Annotated in this window: 25 protein-coding genes; 5 read left to right on the top strand and 20 right to left on the bottom strand. The window is 69.3% G+C overall.

The window, feature by feature from the left end; all coding sequences use genetic code 11:
• Positions 1-295: hypothetical protein (locus AC1DYK_RS30945; RefSeq protein ID WP_478169788.1), on the bottom strand; the 295-nt coding region annotated here is incomplete at its 3' end.
• A 74-nt stretch (positions 296-369) separates the two neighbouring features.
• On the opposite strand from AC1DYK_RS30945, the gene AC1DYK_RS30940 reads away from it, so the two are divergent.
• Entirely contained in the window at positions 370-1,368 is a 999-nt protein-coding gene (locus AC1DYK_RS30940) for an autotransporter family protein (protein ID WP_478169787.1), read from the top strand.
• A gap of 68 nt (positions 1,369-1,436) precedes the next feature.
• On the opposite strand, the gene AC1DYK_RS30935 is transcribed toward AC1DYK_RS30940, so the two are convergent.
• The 17 genes from AC1DYK_RS30935 to AC1DYK_RS30855 all read right to left on the bottom strand — a co-directional run bounded on the left by AC1DYK_RS30935 (position 1,437) and on the right by AC1DYK_RS30855 (position 19,394).
• The gene (locus tag AC1DYK_RS30935) at positions 1,437-1,967 is read right to left on the bottom strand and encodes a dihydrofolate reductase family protein (RefSeq protein ID WP_478169786.1); all 531 of its coding nucleotides are present in this window, start codon (positions 1,965-1,967) and stop codon (positions 1,437-1,439) included.
• Positions 1,968-2,021: 54 nt separating this feature from the next.
• On the bottom strand, positions 2,022-2,408 hold the full coding sequence (locus AC1DYK_RS30930; RefSeq protein ID WP_478089790.1) for a DUF4345 family protein: 387 nt from the start codon (positions 2,406-2,408) through the stop codon (positions 2,022-2,024).
• Positions 2,405-4,936 (bottom strand): DNA ligase D, encoded by a 2,532-nt coding sequence (gene ligD / locus AC1DYK_RS30925; protein ID WP_478169785.1) that lies wholly within the window; start codon positions 4,934-4,936, stop codon positions 2,405-2,407. The genes AC1DYK_RS30930 and ligD overlap by 4 nt, the downstream gene beginning before the upstream one ends.
• Before the next feature lie 201 nt (positions 4,937-5,137).
• Positions 5,138-7,183: a phenylacetic acid degradation bifunctional protein PaaZ gene (gene paaZ / locus AC1DYK_RS30920; protein WP_478169784.1), complete on the bottom strand. Its 2,046-nt coding sequence runs from the start codon at positions 7,181-7,183 to the stop codon at positions 5,138-5,140.
• A gap of 23 nt (positions 7,184-7,206) precedes the next feature.
• Positions 7,207-7,959 (bottom strand): ABC transporter ATP-binding protein, encoded by a 753-nt coding sequence (locus AC1DYK_RS30915; RefSeq protein WP_478089787.1) that lies wholly within the window; start codon positions 7,957-7,959, stop codon positions 7,207-7,209.
• Entirely contained in the window at positions 7,956-9,785 is a 1,830-nt protein-coding gene (locus AC1DYK_RS30910) for a branched-chain amino acid ABC transporter ATP-binding protein/permease (RefSeq protein ID WP_478169783.1), read from the bottom strand. The genes AC1DYK_RS30915 and AC1DYK_RS30910 overlap by 4 nt, the downstream gene beginning before the upstream one ends.
• Positions 9,782-10,810 (bottom strand): branched-chain amino acid ABC transporter permease, encoded by a 1,029-nt coding sequence (locus tag AC1DYK_RS30905; RefSeq protein WP_478169782.1) that lies wholly within the window; start codon positions 10,808-10,810, stop codon positions 9,782-9,784. The genes AC1DYK_RS30910 and AC1DYK_RS30905 overlap by 4 nt, the downstream gene beginning before the upstream one ends.
• 143 nt (positions 10,811-10,953) lie before the next feature.
• On the bottom strand, positions 10,954-12,108 hold the full coding sequence (locus AC1DYK_RS30900) for an ABC transporter substrate-binding protein (protein WP_478169781.1): 1,155 nt from the start codon (positions 12,106-12,108) through the stop codon (positions 10,954-10,956).
• Positions 12,109-12,176: 68 nt separating this feature from the next.
• Complete coding sequence (locus AC1DYK_RS30895; RefSeq protein WP_478169780.1) at positions 12,177-12,800, bottom strand: TetR/AcrR family transcriptional regulator; 624 nt, start codon at positions 12,798-12,800, stop codon at positions 12,177-12,179.
• Between the two features lie 155 nt (positions 12,801-12,955).
• Positions 12,956-14,041 carry a 1,2-phenylacetyl-CoA epoxidase subunit PaaE gene (gene paaE, locus AC1DYK_RS30890; protein WP_478169779.1) on the bottom strand — a complete coding sequence of 362 codons (1,086 nt, stop codon included), beginning with the start codon at positions 14,039-14,041 and terminating at the stop codon, positions 12,956-12,958.
• A gap of 10 nt (positions 14,042-14,051) precedes the next feature.
• Entirely contained in the window at positions 14,052-14,573 is a 522-nt protein-coding gene (paaD, locus tag AC1DYK_RS30885) for a 1,2-phenylacetyl-CoA epoxidase subunit PaaD (RefSeq protein WP_478169778.1), read from the bottom strand.
• Positions 14,567-15,340, bottom strand: a complete 774-nt coding sequence (paaC, locus tag AC1DYK_RS30880) for a 1,2-phenylacetyl-CoA epoxidase subunit PaaC (protein ID WP_478169777.1) — start codon at positions 15,338-15,340, stop codon at positions 14,567-14,569. The genes paaD and paaC overlap by 7 nt, the downstream gene beginning before the upstream one ends.
• A 10-nt stretch (positions 15,341-15,350) precedes the next feature.
• Positions 15,351-15,656: a 1,2-phenylacetyl-CoA epoxidase subunit PaaB gene (gene paaB, locus AC1DYK_RS30875; RefSeq protein ID WP_286372007.1), complete on the bottom strand. Its 306-nt coding sequence runs from the start codon at positions 15,654-15,656 to the stop codon at positions 15,351-15,353.
• 39 nt (positions 15,657-15,695) lie between these two features.
• The gene (gene paaA / locus AC1DYK_RS30870) at positions 15,696-16,706 is read right to left on the bottom strand and encodes a 1,2-phenylacetyl-CoA epoxidase subunit PaaA (RefSeq protein ID WP_478169776.1); all 1,011 of its coding nucleotides are present in this window, start codon (positions 16,704-16,706) and stop codon (positions 15,696-15,698) included.
• Positions 16,707-16,733: 27 nt separating this feature from the next.
• The gene (paaK, locus tag AC1DYK_RS30865; protein ID WP_478169775.1) at positions 16,734-18,053 is read right to left on the bottom strand and encodes a phenylacetate--CoA ligase PaaK; all 1,320 of its coding nucleotides are present in this window, start codon (positions 18,051-18,053) and stop codon (positions 16,734-16,736) included.
• A 79-nt stretch (positions 18,054-18,132) separates the two neighbouring features.
• The gene (paaI, locus tag AC1DYK_RS30860) at positions 18,133-18,582 is read right to left on the bottom strand and encodes a hydroxyphenylacetyl-CoA thioesterase PaaI (protein WP_478169774.1); all 450 of its coding nucleotides are present in this window, start codon (positions 18,580-18,582) and stop codon (positions 18,133-18,135) included.
• A gap of 11 nt (positions 18,583-18,593) precedes the next feature.
• A complete protein-coding gene (locus tag AC1DYK_RS30855; protein WP_478169773.1) occupies positions 18,594-19,394 on the bottom strand; it encodes an enoyl-CoA hydratase-related protein in 801 nt (266 codons plus the stop codon).
• Between the two features lie 172 nt (positions 19,395-19,566).
• Here AC1DYK_RS30855 and AC1DYK_RS30850 point away from each other — a divergent pair, with 172 nt between their 5' ends.
• Positions 19,567-20,169 (top strand): phenylacetic acid degradation protein PaaY, encoded by a 603-nt coding sequence (locus AC1DYK_RS30850; RefSeq protein WP_478090378.1) that lies wholly within the window; start codon positions 19,567-19,569, stop codon positions 20,167-20,169.
• Here the strand turns inward: AC1DYK_RS30850 and AC1DYK_RS30845 are convergent, their stop codons facing one another.
• Both AC1DYK_RS30845 and rpe read right to left on the bottom strand, forming a co-directional pair.
• Entirely contained in the window at positions 20,170-21,147 is a 978-nt protein-coding gene (locus AC1DYK_RS30845) for a M14 family metallopeptidase (protein WP_478169772.1), read from the bottom strand.
• A 35-nt stretch (positions 21,148-21,182) separates the two neighbouring features.
• Positions 21,183-21,878, bottom strand: coding sequence for a ribulose-phosphate 3-epimerase (rpe, locus tag AC1DYK_RS30840; RefSeq protein WP_478169771.1), 696 nt, complete (start codon positions 21,876-21,878; stop codon positions 21,183-21,185).
• A gap of 100 nt (positions 21,879-21,978) precedes the next feature.
• Here rpe and apaG point away from each other — a divergent pair, with 100 nt between their 5' ends.
• The 3 genes from apaG (at position 21,979) to AC1DYK_RS30825 (ending at position 24,925) form a co-directional block, all read left to right on the top strand.
• Positions 21,979-22,374 carry a Co2+/Mg2+ efflux protein ApaG gene (gene apaG, locus AC1DYK_RS30835; protein WP_478090381.1) on the top strand — a complete coding sequence of 132 codons (396 nt, stop codon included), beginning with the start codon at positions 21,979-21,981 and terminating at the stop codon, positions 22,372-22,374.
• An 80-nt stretch (positions 22,375-22,454) separates the two neighbouring features.
• Positions 22,455-23,723 carry a cation:proton antiporter gene (locus tag AC1DYK_RS30830; protein WP_478169770.1) on the top strand — a complete coding sequence of 423 codons (1,269 nt, stop codon included), beginning with the start codon at positions 22,455-22,457 and terminating at the stop codon, positions 23,721-23,723.
• The gene (locus AC1DYK_RS30825; RefSeq protein ID WP_478169769.1) at positions 23,720-24,925 is read left to right on the top strand and encodes a YbdK family carboxylate-amine ligase; all 1,206 of its coding nucleotides are present in this window, start codon (positions 23,720-23,722) and stop codon (positions 24,923-24,925) included. Before AC1DYK_RS30830 ends, AC1DYK_RS30825 begins: the two co-directional genes overlap by 4 nt.
• Positions 24,926-24,930 lie beyond the last annotated feature (5 nt).

Raw genomic sequence — 24,930 nt, 5'->3', positions numbered from 1 at the left:
GCCCCTGCTCCTGCTCCTGCTCCTGCTCCTGCTCCTGCTCCTGCTCCTGCTCCGGCCCCGGCCCCTGCTCCGGCCCCGGCCCCTGCTCCTGCTCCTGCCCCTGCCCCTGCTCCGGCTCCGGCTCCGGCTCCGGCTCCGGCTCCGGCTCCCGCTCCGGCTCCGGCTCCGGCTCCGGCTCCGGCTCCGGCTCCGGCTCCCGCTCCCGCTCCCGCTCCCGCTCCCGCCCCGGCCCCGGCCCCGGCCCCTGCTCCTGCTCCTGCTCCTGCTCCTGCTCCCGCGACTCCTGCAGCCTCATCTGCGGCAGCGGCCCCAGCGACGGCGGCCGCCGCGGGCGCGGAAGCGGGCGCCAAGAGCTCCGAGACGAAAACCGTGGAGGACACGTCGGCGACGGCACAGTCCGAACAGAACGTCGTCGCGCCCGCCCCGGTCGCGCCCGAATACCGAAACGAAATGCCGATCTTCGCCGCCCTGCCGGCACAAGTTCGCCAGGGCGATCTCGCGATGCTCGGCAACCTGCACCGCCGCGTCGGTGATACGAGTGCCGGCCGCGAGGCCTGGGCGCGAGCCATCTACACCGACCTCGACATCAGCCAGGACGGCAGCGCCGCCCCGCACAGCCAGGGGCACCTGAGCGGCCTGCAGGCCGGCACCGACCTGCTGGCCAGCAACGACTGGCGCGTCGGCATCTTTGCCGGCGCGCTGGACGGGGGCGCCGACGTGAGCGGCAACGCGCGCGGCACCTTCGGCCGGGTCGGCAACACCGATCTGCAATCGAGCTACCTCGGCGGCTATGCGACCTGGAAGGATGCAAGCGGCTGGTATGCCGACGCCGTGCTGCAAGCGGGCAGCCACCGCTACGACGTACGGCCCGACGGCAGTCTCACGACATCGGGCAAGGCGCGCAGCTTCACGGCATCGATCGAAACCGGCAAGTCCTTCGCCCTGGCCGAGGACTGGACCATCGAGCCGCAGGCACAGCTTGTCCGCCAGAAGACAAGTTTCGACGATGTGTGGACCCTCGGCGCGCGCGTCCATCAAGACGCCGAAGGCGGCTGGATCGGCCGCCTGGGTGTGCGCATCAAGGGCGACATGGCCACCGGGGCGGGGCGGCTGCAGCCTTATGTACGTGTCAACGTCTATAGCGCGAGTTCGGGCGCCGACGTGGTGACTTTCATCGGCCCCGCCGCCAGCACCCGCATCGCCAGCGCGAGCGGCTACACCTCGGCGGAAGTGGCGGGCGGCTTCTCGCTGGCGCTGACAACCGTCACCACGTTGTATGGCGAAGTCGGGCACTTGTTCAGCACCGGCGGCGACGCCCAGGTGAAGTCGTCGGTGCAGGGCACGATCGGCCTGCGTGTGAGTTGGTAGCGCAAACCCGGCCACGGTGCTGTCGACCGTACGCCAGCGGCGGCCGCGTGGGCCGTGGTGGGCCGGCCTCAGATCGCGTACTCGCTCTGGACCATGCCGTTCGCGTACGCCGCGGTGCGCAGGTGCCGCAGAGGGAGGTCGCTCTCCAACGGGCCGAACAGAGGAATGCCGCTGCCCAGAAGGACCGGGATTCGCGTGACGATGAGTCGGTGGATCAGGCGGGCCTGCAGGAACGCCTGGATGGTCCGTCCGCCATCGATGTACAGGTGCCTGGCGCCTTCGGCGCCGATCTGCTCCAGGATCCGATGCGGTGGGCCCTCCATCCACGCGACCTGGCCTGCGAGCCTGGCCGGGATGTTCGCGCTTCGGGTGCTCAGGACCACCACGCGCTTGCCGCCGAACGGCCAATCGCCTTCGAAACCCAGGACCTTCTCGTAGGTGTGCCGGCCCATGACGACCGTATCGACCGAATCCAGGAACGCCTGGTAGCCGAAGTCACCCCCATCGACGTCCTTTTCCATGGGCAGCCAGTCGAGGTCGCCGTTGGGTCGCGCGATGAATCCGTCGATGCTCGCGGCAATGAATACGGATGCTTTCACGGGGAGATGAGGAGCGAAGGTTGCATCGAGCATATCGCCTGAAGGCTTCGATCTTCAACGGCCCGCGTAGTGCGCCGCCGCCATCACGAACGGAAGAACCAGTTCGGGAACCAGGTAGGCCAGCCAGACGGAACGGGGCTCGGGCAGACCCACCTTGGCCATGGACACCAGCCTGCCGATGCCCGCGAGAAGCACGCCCAGGGCCAGCAGATAGACCAGCACGCCCTGCTCCCGGACGGTGACCGCGGCCCAGAAGCAGATCACGCCCACCGAGAAGTAGACACCCGCCATGAAGCGGTGGACATTGTCCAGGCGCGCGCTGGTGTCCGGCTGCCCCAGGAACATCTGAAGGGCACCGCCGAACAGGGCGATCGCGGCCACCAGGAACAGGCAGGCCCGCACGATGAGCTGGCTGGCGAGCAGTGGTGCGTCGGGTGTCATGGTTCCTCTCGCTCTCTCTGCGGCGCGTAGCCCAGCGTCTTCATGGCCGCACCGAGGGCCTTGCGGCTCTTCTCCATCTCGGCCCAGGGCCGATTGCCGGAGGGAAGGCGGTGCGCGATGTTCCGCACGGTCCACTGCGCGGCGCTCGTGAGCTCGGGAAGCTCGTCCCACGCCAGCGGCACCGAGACACCGAGCCCCGGGCGCGACCGTGCCGACCAGGCGCTCACCGTCGTGGCGCCGAAGCCGTTGCGCAGGTAGTCGACGAAGATCTTGCCGACCCGGTTGCGCGGCCCGCTCCTGGCGACGAAGCGCTCGGGAATCGTGCTGGCCAGATGCTGCACGACCGCCTGCGAGAAACCCTTCACGGCGTCCCATCCGTAGTGCCGCTTGATCGGCACCAGCACATGCAGTCCCTTGCCCCCGCTGGTCTTCAGGAAGGCCGGCAGGCCCAGCTCGGTGAGCAGCGTCCGCACCAGCATGGCGGCCTCCAGCATCCGCTCCCAGGGCACGCCCTCGCCCGGGTCGAGGTCGAAGGTCATGCGGTCGGGCGTGTCGATAGCCTTCGAGGTGGCGTTCCAGGTGTGGAACTCGATCACGTTCATCTGCGCCGCCGACAGCAGGCCGCGCGCGGTGTCGATCTGCAGCAGAGGCTCGTGGTCGCGGTCGAGCGAGGGGTCGAGCAGCTTCACGCCCGGCATCTCGCCCTGCTGCGCATGCTTCTGGAAGAACAGCTCGCCGCCGATGCCTTCGGGCGCACGCACCAGCGCCACCGGTCGGCCCTTGAGGTGCGGCAGCATCGCTTCGGCCACCTGGTCGTAGAAGGCCACCAGTTCGCCCTTGGTGATGCCGCTCTTCTTGTCGATCACGCGCTCGGCGTGGGTGATGCGCAGGTCCATGGACTTCCTTGCTCCTTTCCCGGCGTCGGCGCCKGCCGGCGCCGCTTCGGGCGGCTCGGCGCGCTCGCGCCGGATCTGCGCCGCCGGCTTGTCGCTGCGCAGGCCCTGGAACACCGAGTGGCGGATCCGGCCCTCGCGGGTCCACTCGCCGAAGGACACCTCGCAGACCAGCACCGGCTTGACCCATTGCGCCTTGGCGCCGGCCGGCCTCTCGCTGAACGGGCACGTGTCGCTGGCTTGCTTGTCGAGCCGGGCCTTGATGTCGGCGAGCCGGCTTTCGTCGAAGCCGGTACCGACGTTGCCGCAATAGGCCAGCCGGCCCTCGTCGTCATGCACGCCGAGCAGCAGCGAACCGAAGCCCGAGCGCGCACCCTGGGGCGCGGTGTAGCCGCCGATGACGAACTCCTGCCGGTGCTGGTTCTTGAGCTTGATCCAGTCGGAGGATCGGCGCGAGACGTAGCCCGAGCCCTTGCGCTTGCCGACGATGCCCTCGAAGCCCAGCCTGGCCGACGCCGCCAGCAGGTCGCGCGGTGCCGCCTCGAAAGCCTCGCTGAACCGCAGCGGCGCCGGTGGCTCGCTGCCCAGCAGGCGCGCGAGCCGCGCGCGCCGCTCCTCGACCGGCAGCGCGCGCAGGTCGAGGCCGTCGAGGAAGGGCGCGTCGAACAGCCAGTAGACGATGGCCGAGGTGGCGCCGCGGTCGAAGGCGTTCTGCAGCAGCTGAAAGTCGGGTGCCCCGTGGTCGCCCTCGACCACGATCTCGCCATCGAGCCAGGCCGAACGCGTCTTGAGCCGCGCGAGCGCCTTCGCCAGCACCGGCAGCTTCGCGGTCCAGTCGTGGCCGTTGCGCGTGATGCATTGCACCTTGCCGCCATCGATGCGCGTCAGCAGGCGGTAGCCGTCGAACTTGAGTTCGTAGAGCCATTCGCCGGGCGTGGCGGGCGCTGCGGCGGCCAGGGTCGCCAGCTGCGGTGCGAGCGCTGCCGGCAAGGCGGCCTTGCGGCCCGCATGCTTCGCGGGGCTCTTCGTCGTCGCGGCAAGGGCCGCGCGCGGCGCCGGGTCATCAACGCCGCGGCCGCTCAGCACGCTGTCGGGCTCGGCCTCGACCACGTCGTAGTCCGCCAGCGGTCGCGCCTCGGCGTCCCTTTCCTTGATCAGCAGCCAGGGCGTCTGCTTCTCGCCCTCGCCGCGCATGCGCACCAGCGCCCAGCGGCCGCGCAGCTTGCCGCCGCGCAGGGAGAACTTGAGCTGGCCCTCCGCCAGCGCCTGGCGCGGATCGCCCTCGGGCGACCACTCGCCGCGGTCCCAGACGATCACGGTCCCGGCGCCGTACTGCTTCGGCGGGATGGTGCCTTCGAAGTCGCCATAGGCGATCGGATGGTCCTCCACCTGCACCGCCATGCGCTTGACCGTGGGGTCCAGGCAGGGGCCCTTGGGCACCGCCCAGCTCTTCAGCGTGCCGTCGAGTTCGAGCCGGAAGTCGTAGTGCAGATGGCTCGCGTGGTGCTTCTGCACGACGAAGGACAGCACGCCCTGGGCCGGCTTGCCGCCGGTGCGGGGTTCGGGCGTCTTCTTGAAATCGCGCTTGCCGTGGTACGGCGCCAGGGCTTCGCGCGCTCGGGAGGCTGCGGGCATGGATATCCTCCAGCCACGAATCCTAATGCGGGTCGCGCCCGCCGCTGTAAGAAAGAGCGGCCGAGCGTGGCTTCAGGACGCGGCCCGCGAAGCGAGGCCTGTTCGTGAAACACCGCGGAACCGGCTTTGCCGGGCCGCTGGTGTTGCCCCCGGCAGGGGGTGGGCGTCCCGACACGAAGTGCGGGACAACCTGGGGGCGAGTCACCCCTTCTTGGCCACGAGTGTCAAGATGTCGTAGCTCGCGACCAGATCGCCATCCTGGTTGGTCACCTCGACATCCCAGGCGACCACGCCCTGGCCGACGCCGTTGGCATCCTTCTTCTGGCGGTCGATCTTGCGCTTGCAGGTGAGCCGGGCGCGGATCGTGTCGCCGATGCCCACGGGCTTGACGAAGCGCAGTGTGTCGAGGCCGTAGTTCGCCAGCACCGGTCCGGGCGCCGGCGAGACGAACAGCCCGGCCGCCGCCGACAGCACGAAGTAGCCGTGCGCGATGCGCTTGCCGAACGGGCTTTCCTTGGCCGCGATCTCGTCGAAGTGCATGTAGAAATAGTCGCCCGAGATGCCGCCGAAGGCCACGATGTCGGCCTCGCCGACGGTGCGGCGGTGGGTCAGCAGCGAGTCGCCGATGGCCAGGTCCTCGAAGTGCTTGCGGAACGGGTGCAGCTCGGATTCGTTGAGCCTGGCGCCGCGCATGTACTCGCCGGTGACGGCCGCGATCATGCTGGGCGAGCCCTGCAGCGCCGCGCGCTGCAGGTAGTGCTTGACGGCACGCAGGCCGCCGAGCTCCTCGCCACCGCCCGCACGGCCCGGGCCGCCGTGCTTGAGGAAGGGCAGCGGCGAGCCATGGCCGGTCGATTCGGCGGCGGCCTCGCGGTCCAGCACCAGCATGCGGCCGTGGTGCGCCGCGGCGACCGGGATCACCCTGGCCGCCGTCGCCGGGTCTTTGGTGACCAGCGTGCCGACCAGACTGCCGCGGCCGCGCGCGGCCAGCGCCAGCGCCTCGTCGAGGCCGTCGTAAGCCATCAGCGTGCTGACCGGGCCGAAGGCCTCGATGTCGTGCACCGCGTCATTGCCGAGCGGGTCGCGCGCCAGCAGCAGGGTCGGCGCGAAGAACGCGCCTTCGGCCACGCCCTCGCCCTGCGGCGCGAAGCCGTCGCGCTCGCCGTAGACCAGCTCGGCGCCCTGCATCAGCAGCCGCACGCGCTCGGCCACGTCGGCCTGCTGGGCGTGCGAGGCCAGCGCGCCCATGCGTACGTCTTCGCGCGCCGGGTCGCCGACCACCGTCTTGGCGAGCCGCGCGCGCAGCTTCTCGGACACCGCATCGAGGTGCTGGCGCGGCACGATGGCGCGCCGGATCGCGGTGCACTTCTGGCCCGACTTGACCGTCATCTCGCGCGCCACCTCCTTCACGAAGAGATCGAACTCCTCGTCGTCGGGCGAAACGTCCGGCGCCAGGATCGCGCAGTTCAGCGAGTCGGCCTCGGCGTTGAAGGGAATCGACTGGCGCACGATGTTCGGGTGCACGCGCAGCTTGGCGGCGGTGTCGGCCGAGCCCGTGAACGTCACGACATCGCTGCCGTCGAGCCGGTCGAGCAGGTCGCCGGTGCTGCCGATCACCAGCTGCAGGCTGCCCTCGGGCAGCAGGCCCGAGCGATGCATGAGGCGCACCAGCGCTTCGGTCAGGTAGCTGGTCGAGGTGGCCGGCTTGCCGATGCAGGGCATGCCCGCGAGGAAGCTCGGCGCCCATTTCTCGAGCAGGCCCCAGACCGGGAAGTTGAAGGCGTTGATGTGCACCGCGACGCCGCGGCGCGGCACCAGGATGTGGGTGCCCGCGAAGCCGCCCTTCTTGCCCAGCGGCATCGCCGGGCCTTCGTGCACCAGGTTGCCCGAGGGCAGTTCGTTGCCGCCGATGCCGGCATACGCCGCCAGCGTGCCGGCGCCGCCCTCGATGTCGACCCAGCTGTCGGCGCGCGTGGCGCCGGTGTGGACCGAGATCGCGTAGAGCTCTTCCTTGTGCTCGGCGAGGTACTTGGCGATGGCGCGCAGGCGCTGCGCGCGCTGCTGGAAATCCATCGCCAGCAGGTTCGTCAGGCCGACCGTGCGGGCGTGGTTCAGCGCCTCGCCGAAGTCGATGGCCTCGGCATGGGTGCTCGCCACGGCGCGGCCATTGATGGCGCTGCGCAGCACTTGCGCGCCCTGCGTACCGAGCCAGCGGCCGCCGATGAAGCTCTGAAGGATCTGGGTCATGGGGTTCTCCCGGAAGGGTTGGGTTAGGCGGTCACGGCGACCGCGGCGTTCTTGTTGCCGAGACCGAGGTAGGTGTCGATGATCCGGCGGTCGTGCAGCAGATCCTGCGCCGGGCCGGTGAGCGCGACCGCGCCGGTTTCCAGCACATAGCCGCGGTCGGCGACCTGCAGGGCGGCGCGCGCGTTCTGCTCCACCAGCAGCACCGAGACGCCGTGCGCGCGCAGCGAGGACACCACGTGCAGCACCTCGCGCACGATCAGCGGTGCCAGGCCGAGCGAGGGCTCGTCGAGCATCAGCAGGCGCGGCCGCGCCATCAGCGCGCGGCCGATGGCCAGCATCTGGCGCTCGCCGCCCGACAGCGTGTTGGCGAGCTGCGCGCGGCGCTCCTTCAGGCGCGGGAAGATCGCGAAGACCTCCTCCATGCGCTCCTTCTGGTCGCGGCGGCCGGTGCGCCAGCGGTAGAAGCCGCCGAGCAGCAGGTTGTCCTCGACCGGCATCTCGCCGAACAGCTCGCGCCGCTCGGGCACCAGCGCCACGCCGCGCGCGACCATCGCCTCGACGCTGGGCCTGGCGATGCGCTCGCCCGCGAGGGTCAGGCTGCCGCTGGAAGGCAGCAGGCCCATCGCGGCGCACAGCAGCGTGGTCTTGCCGGCGCCGTTGGGGCCGATGACGGTGACGATCTCGCCTTCGTCGACGCGCAGCGCGACGCGGTGCACCGCCTCGACCGCACCGTAGGCGACGCTGAAGTCCTGCAACTCGAAAAGTGGATTCGTCATGCGGCCACCGCGATCGGTTCGTCGTCGCTGCCGCCCAGGTAGGCGTCCAGCACACGGGGGTTGGATTGCACCTGGGCCGGCGTGCCCTCGGCGATGACGGCGCCGAACTCCAGCACCGTGATGCGGTCGGCCAGATTCATGACGAATTCCATGTCGTGCTCGACCACCAGGATGCCCAGGCCTTCGGCGCGCAACTGCGCGAGCAGATCGGCCAGCGCCTGCTTCTCGAGGTGGCGCAGGCCGGCGGCCGGCTCGTCGAGCAGCAGCGCAGCCGGCTGGCCCGCCAGCGCGCGCGCGATCTCGACCACGCGCTGCTGGCCCAGTGCCAGCGAAGCGGCCGGCGCATCGGCATGCGCGCCGAGGCCGCAGCGCTCGATCTGCCGCCTGGCTTCGGCCAGCAGCGCCGCCTCCTCGGCGCGGTCGAGCCGCAGCATCGAGGCGATCCAGCCCCGGTGCCCGCGCCGATGCGCGCCGAGCGCCACGTTCTCGAGCACGCTGCGCGTGCCGAGCAGCCGCACGTGCTGGAAGGTGCGCCCCAGGCCGCGGGCCGCGAAGTCGCGCGAGGGCTTGCCGGTCATGGCAGCGCCCAGCAGGCGGACTTCCCCCTCGGTCGGGTCGTCGACGCCCGAGATCATGTTGAAGAAGGTGCTCTTGCCGGCGCCATTCGGGCCGATCAGCGCATGCACCTCGCCGGCCTTGAGCGTCATCGCGACCGCATTGTTGGCGACCAGGCCGCCGAAGCGCTTGGTCACGCGGTCGGCCTCGAGCAGCAGCTCGCCGGCGGGCGGCAGTTCGCGGCTCGCGAGGGTCGCCAGGCCTTTGGCCGGCTTGACGGGGGTCGGCTTCAGGAAGCGCCCCGTCACGCGCGCCAGCGTCGGCCACAGGCCTTCGGCGAAACGCTGCAGCACGAACAGCATCAGGAGGCCGAACACGATCACCTCGAAGTTGCCGCTGGCGCCCAAAAGCTTGGGCAGGATGTCCTGCAGTTGCTCCTTGACCAGCGTGATCAGCGTCGCGCCGAGCACCGCGCCCCACAGGTGGCCCGATCCGCCCACCACCGCCATGAACAGGTACTCGATGCCGATGTTGATGTTGAAGGGCGTCGGATTCACGAAGCGCTGCATGTGCGCGTAGAGCCAGCCCGACACCGCCGCAAGCAGCGCGGCGAGCACGAACACCTTGACCCGGTAGCGCGCCGTGTCGACACCCATCGACTCGGCCATCACGCGGCCCGACTTGAGCGCGCGGACGGCCCGACCCTCGCGCGAGTCGAGCAGGTTGTGCAGCGCCCAGAGGGCGAGCAGCAGCACGGCCCAGATCAGGGGCCCCAGCGCGCGCGGCGATGCCAGCGAGAGGCCGCCGATCGTGAGCGCCGGCACGCCCGTGATGCCGGTCTGCCCACCGAGGAACTCCAGGTTTCCGAACAGGAAGTAAAGGCTCAGGCCCCAGGCGATCGTGCACAAGGGCAGGTAGTGGCCCGAGAGCTTCAAGGTGATCGCGCCCAGCCCCCAGGCCACGGCGAAGGTCAGCACCAGCCCGAACAGCAGCCCGACCCAGGGCAGCAGCGCGGGCGGCACCAGGCCGCCGAGCGCCGCGGTGGCCGCCGGCGAGGTGCAGACCCAGGCGGTCGCGTAGGCGCCGATGGCGACAAAGGCCGCCTGGCCGAAGGAGGTCATGCCGCCGACGCCGGTGAGCATCACGAGCCCGGCCGCGACCAGTGAATAGAGCGCGATGTAGCTGAACAGCGTGACCGTGAACTCGGGCAGCCAGGGCCAGCTGAGCGCCAGCGCGGCAATGCACAGCAGAGTGAGATGACGCCGGGTCATTCTTCATCCTCCACGTGACGGCTGCGCAGCGACCGCCACCACAGGACGGGAATGATCAGGGTGAACACCAGCACTTCCTTGAAGGCGCTGGCCCAGAACGAGGAGAAGGCCTCGAGCTGGCCCACCAGCAGTGCACCGATCAGCGCGATCGGGTAGCTGGCGAGCCCGCCGACGATCGCGGCGACGAAGCCCTTGAGGCCGATCAGGAAGCCGGTGTCGTAGTAGACGGTGGTCAGCGGCGCGATCAGCAGGCCCGAGACCGCGCCGATCAGCGCCGCGAGTGCGAAGCTCAGGTCGCCCGACAGGTCGGTCGGGATGCCCATCAGCCGCGCGCCGACGCGGTTCATCGCGGTGGCGCGCAGCGCCTTGCCGACGATCGAGCGCTCGAAGAACAGGAACATCAGGACCACCAGTACGAAAGCGACGCCCACCACCACCAGCGACTGGCCGGTGATCGGCACGCCGCCGAGGTCGAAGCGCGCTTCCGAGAAGGCCGGCGTGCGCGAGCCTTCGGCGCCGAAAAAGAGGAGGCCGAGGCCGACCAGCACGCCATGCAGCGCCACCGAGACGATCAGCAGGATCAGCACGCTCGCGTGCGCCAGCGGGCGATAGGTCAGCCGGTACAGCAGCGGGCCGAGCGGCGTGATGAGAAAGAGCGTCGTGACCGCCTGCAGCGCGAGCGAATCCGGGCGCAGGACCAGCACCAGGCCGGCGGCCAGTGCGGGGAAGAACAGCGTCCAGACCAGCGTGGACTTCCACTCGACCGTGGCGCCGCGCTTCCAGCGCCAGGCCTCGACCACCAGCGTCGTCGCCGCCAGCGCGACCAGCAGCCACAGCGTGGCCGGCACGCGCCCGGCCGTCAGCGCCGCCATCGACAGCGCGCCGAACGCGACCAGTTCGCCCTGCGGGATGAAGATCACCCGCGTGACGGAAAACACCAGCACCAGGGCCAGGGCCATCAGTCCGTAGACCGCGCCGTTGACGATGCCGTCCTGCCCCAGCAAGAGGGCGATCTGCAAATCCATTTGAGCTTTCTAAAGCGCGGCTTCAGGCCAAGCGAAGTGAAGGCTGTTCGGGAAACACCGCGGAACTGGCTTTGCCAGGCCGCTGGTGTTGCCCCCTTGAGGGGGAGGCCGGCTACACGAAGTGAGCCGGCATCGGGGGTGGGTCAAGGATTCGGAGGGATGTACTTCCAGGCGCCGTTCTCGATCTTGACCATCACGCGCGCGCGCTGGTCGAGACCCAGGTGGTCGTTGGCCGTCATGTTGAAGACGCCATGCGCGCCGGGCAGCTCCTTGACCTGCTCGAGCGCATCACGCAACGCGGCGCGGAACTCGGGCGTGCCGGGCTGCGCCTTCTTGAGCGCGACCGGAACCGCGGCGGCCATCAGCAGGCCGGTGTCCCAGGCATGCGCGCCGAAGGTCGACACCGTGCCCTTGCCGTTGGCGGCCTCGTAGGCGGCCACATAGGTCAGCGCCGACTTCTTCACCGGGTTGCCCGCGGGCAACTGGTCGGCGACCAGGACCGGCCCGGCCGGCAGCAGCGTGCCCTCGACGTCCTTGCCGCCGACGCGCAGGAAGTCGGCGTTGGCAACGCCGTGGGTCTGGTAGACCTTGCCCGTGTAGCCGCGCTCCTTGAGGCTCTTCTGCGGCAGCGCCGCAGGCGTGCCGGAACCGGCGACCAGCACCGCATCGGGCTTGGCCGACATCAGCTTGAGCGTCTGGCCCGTGACCGAGGTGTCGGTGCGCGCATAGCGCTCGTTGGCGACGATCTTGAGCTTCTTCAGGTCGGCCGCCTTGGTGAACTCCTGGAACCAGCCTTCGCCGTAGGCGTCGGAGAAGCCGACGAAGCCCACCGTCTTGACGCCGCTGGCGGCCATGTGCTCGGCGATCGCGAGCGACATCATGATGTCGTTCTGCGGCGTCTTGAAGACCCAGCGCTTCTTGGCGTCCATCGGCTCGATGATGCGCGCCGAGGCGGCCATCGAGATCATGGGCGTCTGGCTTTCGGCGGCGACGTCGATCATCGCCAGCGAGTTGGGCGTGGTGGTCGAGCCGAGGATCACGTCGACCTTGTTCTCGGAGATCAGCTTGCGCGTGTTGTTGACCGCGGCCGTGGTGTCGCTGGCGTCATCGAGCACGATGTAGTTGATCTTCTGGCCGCCGATGGTCTTGGGCATCAGCGCGATCGTGTTCTTCTCGGGGATGCCGAGCGATGCGGCCGGGCCGGTGGCCGACACGGTGACGCCGACGTTGATGTCGGCCTGGGCCAGCGCCGAGGCCAGCAGCAGCGCTGCGAGGGCAATGGGTTTGAGAAGTTTCATTCGGGTTGTCTCCGGTTTTTCGAGGGGGTTGAGGATAAGGGGGAATACCGGCGCGAAGTGCCGGGGCTTCAGCCGTCGACCGCGGCCACGCGCACCGGCAGCTGCACCGCCGGCAGGCCGCCGAGGAACAGGTCGGCCACCACCGGCGCCATCGAATCGTAGTCAAGCTCGCCGTCGGGGCGCATCCAGATGAACATCCAGTTGATCATGCCGAACAGCAGCATGGTCAGCGGCTTGGCGAGCGCGGCCTCCTGCAGGTCGGGCCGCAATTCGGCCACCACGCGCGCGAAGCCGGCGACCACCGTGCGCTGGGTGTCGAGCACGCGCTGGCGGTCGGCTTCCTCGAGGAACTTGACGTCCTCGGTCAGCACGCGGTGCGCATGCTTGGCGCCGGCGTATTCCTCGACGAAGCGGCGGATCAGTTCGCGCAGGCGGGCCTCGGGCGCCAGGCCCTGCCGCTCGACGTCGCTCACCAGGTCCTCGAGGCGCGACACGTGGTTCTCAGCGATGCTGACCAAGAGGCTGTACTTGTCGCGGTAGTAGTGATAAAGCAGCGCCTTCGAGAAACCGCAGGCCTCGGCCACCTGGTTCATCGAGGTGGCCGAGTAGCCGCGGTTGGCGAACAGCAGCGCGGCATGCGCGAGGATCATGTCGCGCTGGTCGTCGTATCCGGCAGAACGTCCGCGGGCCATGTCAGTGCTCCACCACGCGACCGCGTGGCCCGCGACGCATGAAATCGGCGCAGCCAAATGCCAGGGATACCGCGGAACTGGCTTTGCCAGGCCGCCGGTATCGCCCCCCTTGAGGGGGGAGGCACCGCAGGTGCATCGGGGGGTGTTTCATGGCTCTAGCGTTCGTCGAACGAGAGCACCACGCGCTCGGTCAGCGGGTGGGCCTGGCAGGTCAGCACGAAGCCGGCCGCGAGCTCATTCTTGTCGAGCGCGAAGTTTCGCTCCATGCGGACCTTGCCTTCCATGACCTTGGCACGGCAGGTGCCGCAGACGCCCGAGGTGCACGAGAAAGGCACCTCCATGCCGGCCGCCGAGGCGCAGTCGAGGATGCTGGGCTGGTCCTTTCGGAACTCGATCTCGCGCTGCAGGCCGTCGCGCACGATGACGATCTTCGCCACCTCGGCATCGCCGGGCCGGGCCTCGTGGATCACCGCGCCGACCGGCGCGCCTTCGGGCGCGGCGACGCCGAAGCGCTCGATGTGGATGCGTTCCTCGGGCACGCCGGCGGCCAGCAGCGCGGCCTCGGCCTCGTCGTTCATTTGGAACGGGCCGCAGATGTAGGCATGGTCGATGCTGCCTGCCGGCACCACGCTCGCCAGGAACTCGCCGAGCTTGGCGCGGTCCATGCGGCCCATGTGGAGCGGCGCGTCGGTCGGCTCGCCCGAGAACACGTGGTGCAGCACCAGCCGCGTCATGTAGCGGTTCTTGAGGTCCTCGAGTTCTTCCTTGAACATCGTGGACTGCAGCTTGCGGTTGCCGTAGATCAGCGTGAAGCTCGACTGCGGCTCGCGCGCCAGCACGGTCTTCATGATCGACAGGATCGGCGTGATGCCGCTGCCGCCGACGATGCCCACATGCTGGCGCCGCGCCTCGGGCTCGATCGGCACGAAGAAGCGGCCCTGCGGCGCCATCACGCTGATGGTGTCGCCCGGCTGCAGCTTCTCGTTGATCCAGTTCGAGAAGGTGCCGCCCTTGACCTTGCGCACGCCGACGCGCAGCTCGCCGTCGTCGACGCCGGCGCAGATCGAGTACGAGCGGCGCAGGTCCTGTCCCTCGATGTCCTTGCGCAGCGTGAGGTACTGGCCCTGGGTGAAGCCGAAGGCCTCGCGCAGGTCGGCGGGAACGTCGAAGGAGACGATGACGGCTTCGTCGGTGTCGGGCTCGACGGCACGCACGCGCAAGGGATGAAAGATGACACTCATGGGAGGCCCGTCAGATCGGTTTGAAATGTTCGAAGGGTTCGCGGCAGCTCACGCAGCGGTACATCGCCTTGCAGGCGGTCGAGCCGAAGGCCGACAGCCGCTCCGTGTTGCTGCTGCCGCAGCGCGGGCAGGCGATCGCATCGACCCTGCGGCCGAAGAAGCGGATCGGCACCGTGCCGTCGGGTGACGCCGGTCCGGGCGGCGCGATGCCGTAGTCGGTCAGCTTGCGCTTGCCCTCGGCGCTGATCCAGTCGGTGGTCCAGGCCGGTGCGCGCTGCAGCGTGACGTAGGCCGGGCCGAGTCCGGCCTTGTCGATCGCCGCCAGCACGTCGTGCTCGATCACCTCGGTCGCGGGGCAGCCGGAGTAGGTCGGCGTCAGCACAATCTCCAGTGCCTCGCCGTGTTCGACCACGTCGCGAACGATGCCCAGGTCGCGCACCGACAACGCGGGCACCTCGGGGTCGAGCACGGTGCCGAGCACATCCCACGCCTGCGCGCGGCGGGTGTCGGCTGCGACGGGCGAAGTCACCACACGCCTCCGGGGAAGGTGCGCTGCAGGTGCTGCATTTCCGCCAGGATGTATCCCATGTGCTCGCTGTGCACGCCGCGCTTGCCGGTGCTGCGAAAAGCCGCTTCCTTGGGTTCGGCCAGTGCCGCTTCGCCGAGGATCGTGCGCATCTCGGCCAGCCACGGCGCCTGCAGCTCCGACCAGCGCGGGCCCAGCCCTTCAGAGGCCGCGGCTTCGTCGACCGCGTCCGACTCGAACATCTCGGGCACATAGCGCCAGAGGTCTTCGAGCGCGCGCTCGATGCGCCGACGCGATTCCTCGGTGCCGTCGCCCAGGCGCACCACCCAGTCGGCCGCATGCTGCTGGTGGTAGCGCGCCTCCTTGACCGCCTTGCCGGCGATGCCCGCGAGTTCGGTGTCGGCGGAGTCGCGCAGCCGCTCCCACAGCAGCTTCATCAGCGTCGCGACCATCGCGTTGCGCAGCACCGTGAAGGCGAAGTCGCCGCGCGGCAGCTCGACCAGCGTGAGGTTGAGGTAGTCCTTCTCGTCGCGCAGGAAGGCCAGCTGGTCCTCGTCGTGGCCCCGTCCCTCGATGCGGCCCGCGTGCGTCAGCACGGCACGGGCCTGGCCGATCAGGTCGAGCGCCATGTTCGACATGGCGATGTCTTCCTCGAGGATCGGCGCGTGGCCGGACCACTCGGCGATGCGCTGGCCGAGGATCAGGCAGGTGTCGCCGAGGCGCAGCAGGTACTGCACGGCGGGCGTGGATTCGATGGCGATGGAAGCTTGCATGGTCAGGCGCTCACATGTGATCCACGGATCCCGGGAGTTTGTAGAAGGTCGGGTGGCGGTAGACCTTGTCCTCCATCGGATCGAAGTACATGTCCTTGTCGGCCGGGTCGCTGGCGACGATCTGGTCGGAGCGCACCACCCAGACGCTGGTGCCTTCCTGGCGCCGCGTGTAGACGTCGCGCGCCATCTGGATCGCCATCTTCGGGTCGGCCGCGTGCAGGCTGCCGCAGTGCTTGTGGTCGAGGCCCGAGCGGCTGCGCACGAAGACCTCCCAGAGAGGCCATTCGGCAGCGGAGGCGGGTGTGGGGTTCGTCATGGGGTCGTTCCTTGATTCGTTTTCGGTAGCCGGCGCGTCTCAGGCCGCGAGCGATGTCGGCTGCGCCCGCTTGGCGGCATGGGCGAGCGCGGCATCGCGCACCCAGGCGCCGTCTTCCCAGGCCTTCACGCGGGCGCCGAGGCGCTCGCGGTTGCAGGGGCCGTCGCCGCCGATGACGCGCCAGAACTCGCTCCAGTCGATCGCTCCGTGGTCATGGTGCTGGCGCTCCTCGTTCCACTTCAGGTCGGGGTCGGGCAGCGTCACGCCGAGCACCTTGGCCTGCTCGATCGCGGCGTCGATGAACTTGGCGCGAAGATCGTCGTTGGTGAAGCGCTTGATGCCCCAGCGCATCGACTGCGCCGAGTTCGGCGACTGGTCGTCCGGCGGGCCGAACATCATGATCGAGGGCCACCACCAGCGGTTGACCGCGTCCTGCACCATCGCCTTCTGCGCCTCGGTGCCCTGCTGCATCATGGTCAGCAGCGCCTCGAAGCCCTGGCGCTGGTGGAAGCTCTCCTCGCGGCAGATGCGGATCATGGCGCGCGCATACGGCGCGTAGGAGCAGCGGCAGATCGGCACCTGGTTCATGATCGCGGCGCCGTCGACCAGCCAGCCGATGGTGCCCATGTCGGCCCAGGTCAGCGTGGGGTAGTTGAAGATCGAGCTGTACTTGGCGCGGCCCGAGTGCAGCGCATCGACCATCTGGTCGCGCGAGGTGCCGAGCGTCTCGGCGGCCGAGTACAGGTAGAGGCCGTGGCCGGCCTCGTCCTGCACCTTGGCCAGCAGGATCGCCTTGCGCTTGAGCGTGGGCGCGCGCGTGATCCAGTTGCCTTCGGGCAGCATGCCGACGATCTCGGAATGCGCGTGCTGGCTGATCTGACGCACCAGCGTCTTGCGGTAGTGCTCGGGCATCCAGTCCTTGGCCTCGATGAAGCCGCCTTCGTCGATGCGGGCGTCGAAGCGCTGTTCGAGCTGCATCTCGTCGGCCGAACGCACCGCCTTGCGGCCGTCGTCTTCCTTGCCTGCCGTGTCCATCGCTTGCGTGTACATGGGGTCTGTCCTTTCAGCCGCGGGGGCTTATCTGGGTCGGGAATCGACCACGCGCTTCGCCTTGCCGGTGAGCGTGCGTTCGATCGAATCGGGGGCCAGCACTTCCACCCGGGTGGAGATGCCGACCAGGGTCTTGATGCGATGCTGCAGCCAGGCCGTGATCTCGCGGCGCTCGGCGGCATCGGTGGTCGACATCGCCAGCGGCTGCAGCTCGCACTTCACCTCCACCGTGTCGAGCAGGCCGTCGCGGCTGACGCTGATGAGGTACTGGCCCGAGAGCTTGGCGTGCTGCAGCACGATCTCCTCGATCTGCGTCGGGAACACGTTGACGCCGCGGATGATCAGCATGTCGTCGGAGCGGCCGACGATCTTGCCCATGCGGCGGAACGAGCGCGCGGTCGGCGGCAACAGGCGCGTGAGGTCGCGCGTGCGGTAGCGGATGATCGGCAGCGCCTCCTTGGTGAGCGAGGTGAAGACCAGCTCGCCCTCCGAACCGTCGGGCAGCACCTCGCCGGTCTCGGGGTCGACGATCTCGGGATAGAAATGGTCTTCCCAGATCACCGGGCCGTCCTTGGTCTCGACGCATTCGCTGGCCACGCCCGGGCCCATCACTTCGGACAGGCCGTAGATGTCGACCGCGTCGATGCCGGCCTTGCCCTCGATCTCGTGCCGCATGGCTTCGGTCCAGGGCTCGGCGCCGAAGATGCCGACGGTCAGCGAGCTCTCGCGCGGATCCATGCCCTGGCGCACGAACTCCTCGATGATCACCTGCATGTAGCTCGGCGTGACCATGATGATGTCGGGCCGGAAATCCCGGATCAATTGCACCTGCTTCTCGGTCTGTCCGCCCGACATCGGGATCACGGTGCAGCCCGCGCGCTCGGCGCCATAGTGGGCGCCGAGGCCGCCGGTGAAGAGGCCGTAGCCATAGGCCACGTGCACGATGTCGCCGCGCCGTCCGCCGGCGGCGCGGATCGAGCGCGCCACCAGGTCGGCCCAGTGGTCGATGTCCTGCCGGGTGTAGCCCACCACCGTCGGCTTGCCGGTGGTGCCCGAGGACGCATGAATGCGCGCCACCTGCTGGCGCGGCACCGCGAACATGCCGAAGGGGTAGTTGTCGCGCAAGTCCTTCTTGGCCGTGAACGGGAACTTCGCCAGGTCGCTCAGCTGCTTGAGGTCGGCCGGGTGCACGCCCTTGGCGTCGAAGGCCTGGCGGTAATGCGGCACGTGGTCGTAGGCGTGCTGCAGGGTCCAGCGCAGGCGCTGCAGCTGCAGGGCCTCGATCTGGTCGCGGCTGGCGGTCTCGATGGCGTCCAGGTCGCCGGGTGCGGGTTGCTTGACGGGCATTCGTGTCTCCTCTGGCATTCAGTCAGTTGAGGACAGAGCAAAAACCGCTGCGCAGTTTCTTGATCTGTCCCGCAAGGTCTCAGTCAGCGACGGCCGGCTTGCCCTTGATGGTGTAGGAGCGGCCGCGGAACATCGCGATGCGCTCGCCGCGCTGGTTGGTGATCTCGCTGTCGTAGACGCCGGTCCGGCCCGCCTTCGACATCTCGATGCTGCGCGCCGTGAGCAGGTCGCCTTCGCGCGCCGGCGCCACCAGGTCGATCGAGAAGCCCGAGGCCACCGTGAGCTCGTTGTAGGAATTGCAGGCGTAGGCGAAGGCGGTGTCGGCCAGGGCCGCGAGGAAGCCGCCATGGCAGGTGGCGTGGCCGTTGAGCATGTGGCCGCGCACGGTCATCGTGACCGTGGCCTGTCCCGGCGCGACTTCGGTCACGTCCATGCCCAGGCCCTGGACCGCGCGGTCGTTGGCGTACATGCGCTCGCGCACGAGTTCGGCGGTTTCCTGGGGCGTCGGTTCGGTGGCAATGTTCGACATGTGGGTTCTGTTCAGCGATCGGTGAAGAGGGGGGCGCGCTTGGCGCCGAAGGCAGCGACGCCTTCGAGGTAGTCGTGGGCGCTCCCGAGCTGCGCCTGCACCCGGGCTTCGGCGTCGAGGGCCTGGTCGAGCGTGAGGTGCTGCGCGCCGTCGATCGCGGCGCGCGTCTCGGCCAGCGCCTTCACGGGCATCGCCGCCAGGCGCTGCGCCAGCTTGGAGGTCTCGTCGGCCAGCGCCGTGTCATCGACGCACTTCCAGATCAGGCCGATGCGCTCGGCCTCGGCCGCGGGCAGCTTGTCGCCCAGCATCGCCAGGCCCAGCGCGCGCGCGCGGCCCACGATGCGCGGCAGCAGCCAGGTGCCGCCGGTGTCGGGCACGAGGCCGATCTTGGCGAAGGCCTGGATGAAGCTGGCCGATTGCCCGGCCAGCACGAAGTCGCAATTCAGCGCCAGGTTGGCGCCCGCGCCGGCCGCCACGCCGTTGACCGCGGCGATCACCGGCACCGGCAGCGAGCGCAGCCGCTGAACCAGCGGCTTGTAGAGCAGCTCGATCGTGCGGCCCAGGTCCTTGGGCGGCTCGCCGGGCGCCGAGGGCGCGACCATCGGATCGGCCAGATCCTGCCCGGCACAGAAGCCGCGGCCCGCGCCCGTGAGCACCACGCAACGCACTTCGGCGTTGGCCGCCGCGGCATCGAGCGCCTGGCGCAGTGCCTGGTGCATGGCTTCGGTGAAGCTGTTGAGGGCGGCGGGACGGTTCAGCGTCAGCGTCAGGACCGGGCCCTGCTGCGCGGCAAGCACGAGTGAATCGGACAAGCTGTGTCTCCAGTCTTGAGTCTTGGCGTGGGGCGAGGGTCTTGACCGGCGTCAAAGGTATCGTTGACTGACCGGTCGGTTAATCATAGGATCGACCAAGGCTTGATGCAAGTCAAAATCGCCAAGGGATAACCCTTAGCCTCGTTTCCATCCAACACCAACGGAGATCGCCTTGCCTTGTTATTCCATCGAAGGGGTGGTGCCGGTCGTCGACCCGAGCGCCTTCGTCCACCCGACCGCGGTGCTGATCGGCGACGTGATCGTCGGACCGGACTGCTATGTCGGGCCCTGCGCCGTGCTGCGCGGCGACTTCGGCCGCATCGTGCTCGAGCGCGGCTCGAACGTGCAGGACACCTGCGTGCTGCACGGCTTCCCGGCCCAGGACACGGTGGTCGGCGAGAACGGCCACATCGGCCACGGCGCCGTGCTGCACAGCTGCGTGGTGCGGCGCGATGCGCTGGTGGGGATGAACGCGGTGGTGATGGACGAGGCCGAGATCGGCGAGGCGGCCATCGTCGCGGCCTGCGCCTTCGTGCCGGCCGGCAGGAAGATCCCGGCCCGCTCGCTCGCCGCCGGCGTGCCCGCCAAGGTGCTGCGCGAGCTGAGCGACCAGGAAGTGGCCTGGAAGCTCGAGGGCACGCGCACCTACCAGGCGCTCACGCTGCGCAGCCTGGCGACCATGCAGGAAGTGACCGCGCTGGCCGAAGTCGAGGCCGACCGGCCGCGGCTCGACGCACCGGACGTGCGCCCGCTGATCGCGACCAAGCGAAGCTGATCAGGGCTTGCGCGTCAGGTCGCGCTCGCTCTCCACCGCGAAATAGAACCACTCGGTGTCCGGCAGCGCCTCGGCGTTCGGGAACACGATGACACCGTCGCGCTCGGCGCGCAGCAGGCTGCCATCCGCGCGCACGCCGATCGGCTCGCCGCGCGCCACGGGATCGAAGGTGGCCCATTCGCGAACGAAGCGGTCGTCCTCATGCAGCCGATCGGTCACGCTGACGAGGCGCAGCAGCGACGGCCGCGAAGGCGGCGGCCGCTGCGGATCGGGGGCCAGCATGCCCAGCAGCCGCAGCGTGGCGAGGATCGCCGCATGCGCCACCTCGGGCGCGGCCGGGTCCTCGTGCTGGCCGCATTCGAGCGTGACGCCGTAGCCGCCGCGGCTTCGCATGTATTCGTTGGTGCCCCAGCCGAAGGCCAGCGCCGCCTCGTCGGCCGGCCGTSCGCCGGCGCGCTGCGCGAGCCCGGCGGCATAGATGTCGAGCCAGCCCTCGACCACGCGCGGCGTACCCAGGTGCAAGGCAAGCTGCCCTTCCTCGAAGGCGCGCGAGAAAGGCTCGAGCGCGCCCTGGTTGTCGCGCGGCCCGATCATCGCGAAGGCCTCGCCCTCGCTCTGGAAGGAATGCAGGTCGAGCAGCACCTCGTGGCGATCGAGCAGCGGGCACAGCAGGTCGGTGATGCGGGCCTCGTAGTCGGCCGGCTCGGTGTCAGGCGCGGTCGGCCGGAACAGGCGGTTGAGGTTGCGCTCGCCTTCGCGGCGCAGCCGCCGCCGCGCCAGCGGATTCGCGATCGGCACCAGGGTGAGTTGGCCGCGCAGCAACGCGAGCGAACCGGCGTCCAGTTCGGCCGCGATGCGCTCGATGCCGGCGGTGCCGCAGGTCTCGTTGCCGTGCACGCCGCCCAGCACCATCAGCCGCGGCCCGGGCTGCAGGCTCGCGTAGCCGTGGATGCGGAGGACGTCGGGGGGCGCTGTCATTTCGCCGGCGATCGATCGGGCCTGCGGCGACCCGCTCAGGCCTTCACGGCGGTGGCCAGTTGTTCGCGCATCGCAGCCACCACGCCGGCGTAGTCCTTGGCATTGAAGATCGCGCTGCCTGCCACGAAGGTGTCGGCGCCGGCGCTCGCGACCCGCGCGATGTTGTCGACCTTGATGCCGCCGTCGACCTCGAGACGGATGTCGCGGCCGGTGTCGTCGATGCGCTTGCGCGCGAGTTCGATCTTGCGCAGCGCCGAATCGATGAAGCTCTGGCCGCCGAAGCCCGGGTTCACGCTCATGATCAGGATCAGGTCGATGTCGTCGATCACCCAGTCCAGCGCCTCCAGGCCGAGGGCCGGGTTGAACACCAGCCCGGCCTTGCAGCCGGCCGCCTTGATGGCCTGGACGCTGCGGTGCATGTGCGGCGAGGCGTCCGGATGGAAGCTGATGTAGTCGGCGCCGGCCTGCGCGAAGGCCGCGGCCAGCGCATCGACCGGTTCGACCATCAGGTGGACGTCGATCGGCACCGGCCGGCCGTCGGGCGTCCTGGCATGCGGCTTGAGGGCCTGGCACACCATCGGACCGAAGGTCAGATTCGGCACGTAGTGGTTGTCCATGACGTCGAAATGGATCCAGTCGGCACCGGCGGCGATCACGTCGCGCACCTCGTCGCCGAGGCGTGCGAAGTCGGCCGAGAGGATGGAGGGGGCGATTCGGAAGGGGCTGCTCATGGGCTCGGATTGTCGCAGCAGGGGGCGGCTTGCGGGCGCGGACAGCAAGTACGCGAGGTGACGGGGTGTAGGGGCGTAGGGGCGATGTACCATGACCGGGATGTCCAGCCTTCCGATCAGCGTGGAGATCGAACCTCGCTACCTGCCAGACCAGTCCTCGCCCGAGGACCGCGTCCATACCTTTGCCTACGCGGTCACGGTGACCAACCACGGCCAGGTGCCGACGCAGCTGATCGCGCGCCACTGGGTCTTCGCCGACGCCTCCGGCCACACGCAGGAGGTCGACGGCCTCGGCGTCATCGGCCAGCAGCCCCTGCTGGCGCCAGGGGAATCCTTTCGCTACACCAGCGGCTGCCGGCTGCAGGCGCCCAGCGGTACCATGCATGGCAGCTTCTTCTTCGTGACCGAGCGCGGCGAGCGCTTCGACGTTCCAATCCCCACGCTGGTGCTGGAAGCCGACGCGGGGGACATGCCCTCCTCGCGCGTGCTGCACTGAGCACGCATTTCACTTTCGAACCATGAACGCCTTGCGCGCTCTGGATGTTCCGCGGGGGCTCTGTCCCACGAGCTGAATCGATGACGTCTTTCATTCCCTACGATCTGCTGGGCTTCTGGTCGGAGTGGGTGCGGCCCTCGGCCGGCCTGCCGACCGTGCTGTGGTCGCTGCTGCTGGCGACCGCCGCCGCCGCCGGCCACCTGGTGCAGCGCTACATGGGCCTGCCCAAGGTGGTCGGCTATTCCATCGTCGGCACCGTGGTCGGCTTCGCCGGCTTCGAGGGCGCGATCTGGCCGCTGCAGGGCATCAGCCTGTTCCTGCTCGAGCTCGGCGTGGCGATCGTGCTGTTCGAGGCCGGCGGCCGGCTGCCGCTGCGCTGGTTCCGGCACAACCCGATGGTGCTGGTGCAGAGCCTGCTCGAAGCCACGCTGACCTACTTCGGCGTCTTCTGGGCGCTGCACTGGCTCGGCATCCCGGACCCGGTGGCGAACCCGATCGCGCTGATGGCGATCGTGGCCTCGCCGGCCGTTCTGAGCCGGGTGGTGATGGACACCCGGGCCTCGGGCCCGGTGACCGAGCGCGCCATGACGCTGGCGACGCTCAACACCTTCTACGCCCTCGTGCTCGGCTATGCACAGGCCAGCCTGATCGAGCATGCGCCCACGGGGCTGCTGCAGAAGCTCAATCCGGTCGGCGTGGTGCTGGGGCTCTCGTTCGTGGTCGGCGCGCTGATGGCGCTGTCGCTGCGCTCGGCGTTGCGGGTCATGAGTCCGGCCAGCGAAAACACCTCGATCCTGCTCCTGGCCATCATTGCCGCCGGCGCCGCGCTGGCCGCGCATTTCGGCGGCTCGGCGCCGCTCGCGGCCCTGATCGGCGGCGTGCTGCTGAAGGCGCTGAACCCCAAGCCCTGGGCCTGGCCGCGCCAGCTCGGTACCGCGGCCTCGCTGCTCACGATGCTGATGTTCGTGCTGGTCTCGATCGTCGCCGCGCAGGCCGACTGGAGCCTGCCGGTGGCCAGCGTGGTGCTGAGCGTGATCGGCGTGCGCGCCTTCGCCAAGATCGCCGGCGTGGCGATCGCCAATCCGGGCAGCGGTGCGAGCTGGAAGCAGGCCCTCTGGGTCGGCTGCGCGATGTCGCCGCTGTCGTCGATCGCGCTGCTGATCACCTCCGCCTTCGTCACCGCCTCGCCGCTGCTGGGCCCGATGATCACGCAGATCGCCCTGCCGGCGATCCTGCTGATGGAGGTGCTCGGCGCGGTGCTCGCCACCATCGCCATCCACGGCGCCGGCGAAAGCTCCAAACCCTGGACGCCGGAGGTCTTCGGCACCGTGGAGGACACGCAACGATGAGCGCAGCGATGAACCCACGCACCATCGATCCGCGGACCGGGGCGCCCGCCAACACGCCCGCCAGCCGGGTGGTTCCGCTCGAGCCCTTCAACAAGTCGGTGGCGCTGTCGCTCGGCGTCGAGCTCGAGCTGCAGCTCGTCAACACCCACGACTACGACCTCGCCCCCTATGCCGAGGACATGCTGCGGCTGATGGCGAAGTCGCCGCTGCCGCTGCCGGGCAGCGTGGTCCCCGAGATGACCTCGAGCATGATCGAGATCTCCACCGACGTCTGCCACTCGGCGCTCGACGTGATCGCGCAGCTGACGCCGATCCGCGATGCGCTGGTGCGCAACGCCGACAAGCTCAACATCGCGGTGGTCGGCGGCGGCACCCACGCCTTCCAGCAGTGGCACGAGCGGCGCATCTACGACAAGCCGCGCTTTCGCGCGCTGTCGGAGCTCTACGGCTACCTGTCGAAGCAGTTCACGATCTTCGGCCAGCACGTGCACATCGGCTGCCCCGATGCCGACTCGGCGCTGCTGATGCTGCACCGCATGTCGCGCTACATCCCGCATTTCATCGCGCTGTCGGCGTCCTCGCCCTTCGTGCAGGGGCAGGACACGCAGTTCGATTCGGCGCGGCTCAACTCGGTGTTCGCGTTCCCGCTGTCGGGCCGGGCGCCCTTCACCCTCAGCTGGCGCGAGTTCGAGAACTACTTCATGCGCATGACCCGCACCGGCGTGGTCCGCAGCATGAAGGACTTCTACTGGGACATCCGGCCCAAGCCCGAATTCGGCACCATCGAGATCCGGGTCTTCGACACGCCGCTGACCGTCGAGCGCGCCGCCGCGCTGGCCGGCTACGTGCAGTCGCTGGCGGCCTGGTTCCTGCAGGAGCAGCCCTTCACCCCGACCGAGGACGACTACCTGGTCTACACCTACAACCGCTTCCAGGCCTGCCGCTTCGGCCTCGACGCGCTGTATGTGGACCCGGCCAGCGGCGAGCACATGCCGCTGCGCGACCACATCCTGATGACCATGACCCAGCTCGAATGGCACAGCGAAGCGCTCAATGCCACGCAGGCGCTCGGCGAGCTGCGCACCAGCGTGGAAGCCAACCGCAACGACGCGCGCTGGCTGCGCGAACGGCAGGGCAAGGAGCGGCTCCTGGCGGAGGTCGTGCGGCAGGCGGCGCTGCGCTTCCGGACTTCGGTGGTATGAGGACC

The sequence above is a fragment of the Variovorax sp. P2_H12 genome (genome assembly GCF_056403395.1).
The sequence above is the reverse complement of the archived record's forward strand: the minus strand, read 5'-3'. Positions and strand labels throughout refer to the sequence as shown.